The sequence below is a fragment of the Serratia oryzae genome, assembly GCF_001976145.1.
Classification (GTDB): Bacteria; Pseudomonadota; Gammaproteobacteria; order Enterobacterales; family Enterobacteriaceae; genus Chania; species Chania oryzae.
On sequence record NZ_MOXD01000030.1, the window covers coordinates 1 to 4,895 of the forward strand.

Consider the following 4,895-nt stretch of genomic DNA (forward strand, 5'->3'; position numbering starts at 1 on the left):
TTCCCGCAGGATTTTCTCCACAATGCCCGGCACCGAGATATCCTGATAAATCGCGTTCTGATGGCTGCGTGACAGCAGCGCCAAGCGCGGTTGCAGGCAGACTTCATAGTGGCTTTCGTCGCGCGAGGTAGAGAGGCGCTTGAAGCCGGTGACCACCCCTTGAATCACCCGCTGAGGTTGTTGGACGGACACGCCAAAGGCTTCAGCCACCGGGGCCTGCAGGATGAAGGCGGCGTCCTGCATCAGCATGGTGTCCGGGGCGATGGCCTTGTCGCGGCTGGTGAACTGGATAGCGTAACGGAACGGCGCGCTTAACGCGTCCTCACCGGTAAAGCCCAGCACATCTATCTCAGCACTGCTGCCGCGGACCGCTAATTTGTGGTGACTGTGGTCAAATAAAATTGGCAATGAGGTCGTCATACATATATGTCCTTATCAGTATGATTAGCGTTGCGGCAGCACCTTTTATAACCAAAGGGGATTTAGCAGCTTGTTATTTAAACTAGTAAATGCTTATGAGTTTGGAGTGAATATTTCTCTATTGATTTTCATTTTAATGAAAATATTTTATATCCCTCTTTGGATGGGCGAGTGTCAAGGTGATATGAACGCTCACCACTTTTCCTCGCACTGTCATAGACAGTATATTTCCCATCTAATGCACTAATTTCATTTTCATTTCTTATAACAATTAACGTGTTTCTATCACCAAACCAGATTGACTCAGGAAGATCTTTTTCCGCAAAACAGAACCCTTCGGGATCATTTTTACCTTCAAAGCCGTTTTCCCAACCAGTCACCACGCAGCCTTTTATATATGGAGAGCCATATTCAAGTGAGAACACAAGGGAATTGTTTACACACTTAGATAGTTTAATATCTCCAAAAAACTGGTGGCTATTTTTCGAATCATCCCAAAATGCACCAGTGATAATGTTTTCAAACCTTAAATATAACGTATCACCATCAATCGTTTTTAAGGAAAGAAGATGAACTTTTTTCATCTTGTTTTAAATCACAGGTTTTAACATCTCTGATAGAGTCAGCCAGACAAGAAAACGAAAAAAAGCAGAGAACGAGAATATATAGTCGTATCTTCATTTCCCTATTCCATCTCTTAAAATTTGCATATTATTAGGGTGTTTTATCAGCTTTTCAGCGCAGGGCTTAATGACACTATAGTATGCTTCATCTGTGCCACGGTACTAGAAAAACGGGAAAAAGAAATAAAAATAGATCGGCAAAGTATATTCGCATATTATTTACTTATCCAACCCGTTGATGGTTCGAGTTAACTTGACTACTAGTCAATATTTGTTATTTGGCTGCATCATATTGTAATATGCCTCATCACTCTCCTTTACTAACATCACCTACAGTGTAATATAATGCCTTCCCTTCTTCTTTAAAAACAAAAAATTCTAATGTATTGATGTGAAACACTTTTTCCGATACCGCTAAAAGGGAAATTTACGCAGATATAATTATCATTTTTTTATTGATATTGCCGCCCACTTGGAGAGTAAATACTCTATATCCTTTACCCCACCCTTAATGGGCAACCCAGTGTCTACTGTGATAGCATGGTCTAATGGGAAAATATTCTTGTTATAAAAAATAACTCGCTTAGATTTACTTTCTGCATATCCAATATCATGACCTTTATAATTAACGTAAGTCGCCTCACCTAGGGATCGATAGTTATCATCTGTAATGATCTCATCAGTTTTTATAATTGTGTATTTTATTTTCTCTGATAATGATTTTTGATATAAACAGCTTTTCATTATGCTTGTGAGATCGCTATTGTTCGCAGAGCAGGTCACTGAAAAAAGAAACATAGATAAGGTGATGATAGTTCTTTTCATTTATATAGCTTCCGTTTTAAGTGCCTAATTTTTATTTCTCTGTGAACTTGAACCATTCTTAGGTACTAACAAAATGGTGGATACTAATAAGTTTGTGTATAAATATCTATTTATTTATGTACGTGTCATAAAAATCAAAATACTCAATCCAATTTAGCGGTGCAGAGTGGGCAATAAGGTAGTATTTTTTTTCGGAGGTATCCATTGAATTCCAAAAAGGTAACCACATCCAATCCCACCAGAAGGATAAATTCCCTTGCATACTGCCTAACCCATCAGGATCAATTTCAGGAAATGAGATCCATGGAGGTGGAGGTGTTATCTTCAATTCCCATAATTTACGGACAAAGATTTCTGAGTTTGTTATTATTCGTACAACTTCACCTTCAAAATCATTATAGACATTTAGTACAATAGCCTCATTTTTTAAGAATAGTAAAGTATCACTAGTATTTTCAAATGTAATGTTTGATTCAAATTCTTCATTAATAAGATCGATTATTCCTTGGGAGAATTTTTTATCTGCGCAAAAAAACATTCTATACGCATAAGTATTATCTTCTACTAATGAAATTACACAAGGATACTTTTTTAAATCGCTTATTTTTTGAAAGTTATGCTTAGGGAAAATTGATGCGAAGTCATTTTCATTATTCCTCTTGATTTTATTAAGTAAATTATTTAAAAATTCAATTTTCATCGATTTGATCCGCCACCCAGTCAGCCCCATAGTACCCGGCAACACCGCCTATAACTCCGCCAATCGCTCCGGTAATTACAGCACCAGGTCCCGTTTCGACTCCACATAATGCACCTAAAACAGTTCCTGCTTTAGCTCCTGCAACTGCACCACCCCATCCTCCTGCCTGCCTAATGACCTCTGCAGTGATAGGTTTTGCGCTCTTCACTTCAATAGATTTACTTGTCGCCTTCTCGAGATCATAAGCGGTGAAAACAATCCCTACCACTTTAACAACCCGACCAATTTTTACTATATTTTGAGTGAGGCTTAGTGTGTTCTCAGTAAAAATTGCTTTGGCAGGTACTTTTTTACCTTGAATTAGGACTTCTTTATCTACATCGCTAACATATCCGGCAATTTTATCTATTCTTTTTGTTAAATGCGGGTATGTTTTTTTATACTCATCCAATGCAGCAATTATCTCATCTGTTGAGATCAACTTCGCCCCATGCTTCTTTGCCTTATCAATGTCTATATAAATCACTTTCCCTTGGAAGCGAGGAGAACCATCAGGCATTATTGAACTAGTTGAAATGAAAGATGTAATATTATCGCCCATAACATGTTGAGCTATTATTTTAGTTGAAAGAGGATCTTTGGGGTATAAATTATATTTTTCTGGGTATACTTCTCTAAGAACTGCCTCTCCCGATAAATTTTTCGCCTTCAAATATGGATCATTTATATCTGAATACGACTTCCTTACTAAAAAACCATCTTTCCCAATTTCATCTACGATCAAAAAAACATGCACTTTAGCAGGCATTTGTGGGCCAACTACATCATGATGCGAGTCATCTTTTTCATTTGTAAATACTATATGCTCAGACATCACCATTTCTCCAAAGCTAATATTCCAAGAAAGACTTTCAGTTCTTGCGGTTCATCCGTATAAACTCGCTCACAGTGTCCATCGGCATCAGTCACACCCTTATACACATTCCCATTTTTATCCTGTATGAGGTAGGGGATATTACTCATGACATTGCCATTATCGTCTACAACTCGAATTTTTTCATTAAACTTGAGTAGTGGAATAATACCAGCAGCAAGGGATGGCATAGCCGCTTTTATACTAGCCTTCTCCTGCCGCCCATAATATCCCGCCTTGGTCAGATACTCACCCGCCGTCCCCGACTCAATACGGTTCTCATCCAGTGTGATATAGCTGCCACCCGCGTTAAGCGTGATCTTCTTCTTCGCCGTGATCTTGATTTCATCTTCGGTGCTGGTGATGGTGATGGCCTTACGGGCCAGCAACTCCATCAGGTCGTTCTGCGCCTGTACCGTGATTGGCCCTTGATTGGCGATCAGCTTCATCCCCAGCTTACGCACGAAGACACTCAATGTGTTCCCTACACCGATAAAGAAGTTTTTGGCCACGCTGACATCAGCATGTTTACCGGCGGTGGCTATCAGGTTTTGCTTAGCAGAGATTTGCAGATGTTCGCCGCTGGTCAGGGCAATCCCTTTTGGGGCGTGCATCAGCAGCACCGAAGCGGTCAGATCTTTCACCCGTTGATTGATCAGGGCAATCTGGGCCGCCATATCACCAGGGTTTGCTTGCGCGGTTTGCGCGTCATCCGACAGGGATTGCGCCATTTCCTGCAAGGCATTCATCTCACTGATGACGGCATCCATCTCCAGCACCTTGCCCTGCGCCTTGGCCTGCCCATCAGCGCTCATGAAGATGCCTTTCTCCGCCCGGATGGCCCCGAACAGGTCGGTGCGCAGCTCAAACCCTTCACCGCGCTGCTGCTTCTCGCTGTCAACCAGGTGCCCCAGGTTCAGCTGGCTCTTGCCGCCGTACTCGGTACTGAGCTTGATATGCTCCTGATTTCTCGTGTCATCCAGTCTGAGTTTGTTGTTAGCTGGAGTGCGCAGCACGTTGCGCTTGTAGTTGCGGATAGTGACGTGGTCGACATGCGCCGAATCATGCAGGACGTGCGCGATGTAAGGGCGGTCCGGATTGCCATCTTCGTACGCAATCGCTACCTCCGTCCCCGCCAAAAGCGGAAGATGGAGTCCATAGACGTCTCCCGCATACGGTCGGGCCTGCCGCACCCACAGGCTTTCATAACCCAGCTCCCAGCTGTCTCGGTCGAACAGCATGTTCACCCGGTAGCGCCCGTCTTTGTCGATATGGCCGTAGATATCATTGGCGGTGGTGCTGGTCACCCGTGCCGGCAACGTACCGGCCATCTTGGGTTTGGGGAGCAACGCCGGGCGGAAGCCGTAATCCTCGGAATAAGGGATGGCCTCGAACGCCACTTCAAAGCTGCGGT

The 4,895-nt window shown here is 42.7% G+C and carries 6 protein-coding genes; all 6 read right to left on the bottom strand.

Annotation, left to right across the window (positions count from 1 at the left end; translation table 11 throughout):
* The coding region (locus tag BMI79_RS22635) for a contractile injection system protein, VgrG/Pvc8 family (RefSeq protein ID WP_279626685.1) at positions 1–420 on the bottom strand (420 nt) is incomplete at its 3' end.
* A 128-nt stretch (positions 421–548) separates the two neighbouring features.
* The gene (locus BMI79_RS22640; protein WP_244157373.1) at positions 549–1,004 is read right to left on the bottom strand and encodes a hypothetical protein; all 456 of its coding nucleotides are present in this window, start codon (positions 1,002–1,004) and stop codon (positions 549–551) included.
* A 483-nt stretch (positions 1,005–1,487) separates the two neighbouring features.
* Positions 1,488–1,868: a hypothetical protein gene (locus tag BMI79_RS22650; RefSeq protein ID WP_076944392.1), complete on the bottom strand. Its 381-nt coding sequence runs from the start codon at positions 1,866–1,868 to the stop codon at positions 1,488–1,490.
* Between the two features lie 106 nt (positions 1,869–1,974).
* Positions 1,975–2,568, bottom strand: a complete 594-nt coding sequence (locus tag BMI79_RS22655) for a hypothetical protein (protein ID WP_076944393.1) — start codon at positions 2,566–2,568, stop codon at positions 1,975–1,977.
* On the bottom strand, positions 2,558–3,442 hold the full coding sequence (locus tag BMI79_RS22660) for a hypothetical protein (protein WP_076944394.1): 885 nt from the start codon (positions 3,440–3,442) through the stop codon (positions 2,558–2,560). The genes BMI79_RS22655 and BMI79_RS22660 overlap by 11 nt, the downstream gene beginning before the upstream one ends.
* The coding region (locus BMI79_RS22665; protein ID WP_143555416.1) for a DUF2345 domain-containing protein at positions 3,442–4,895 on the bottom strand (1,454 nt) is incomplete at its 5' end. The genes BMI79_RS22660 and BMI79_RS22665, both read right to left, overlap by 1 nt.

What these genes read in the sequence shown, in the direction of transcription:
- BMI79_RS22640 (WP_244157373.1), bottom strand. Translation starts at nt 1,004, where the DNA reads ATGAAAAAAGTTCATCTTCTTTCCTTAAAAACGATTGATGGTGATACG.
- BMI79_RS22660 (WP_076944394.1), bottom strand. Translation starts at nt 3,442, where the DNA reads ATGTCTGAGCATATAGTATTTACAAATGAAAAAGATGACTCGCATCAT.
- BMI79_RS22650 (WP_076944392.1), bottom strand. Translation starts at nt 1,868, where the DNA reads ATGAAAAGAACTATCATCACCTTATCTATGTTTCTTTTTTCAGTGACC.
- BMI79_RS22655 (WP_076944393.1), bottom strand. Translation starts at nt 2,568, where the DNA reads ATGAAAATTGAATTTTTAAATAATTTACTTAATAAAATCAAGAGGAAT.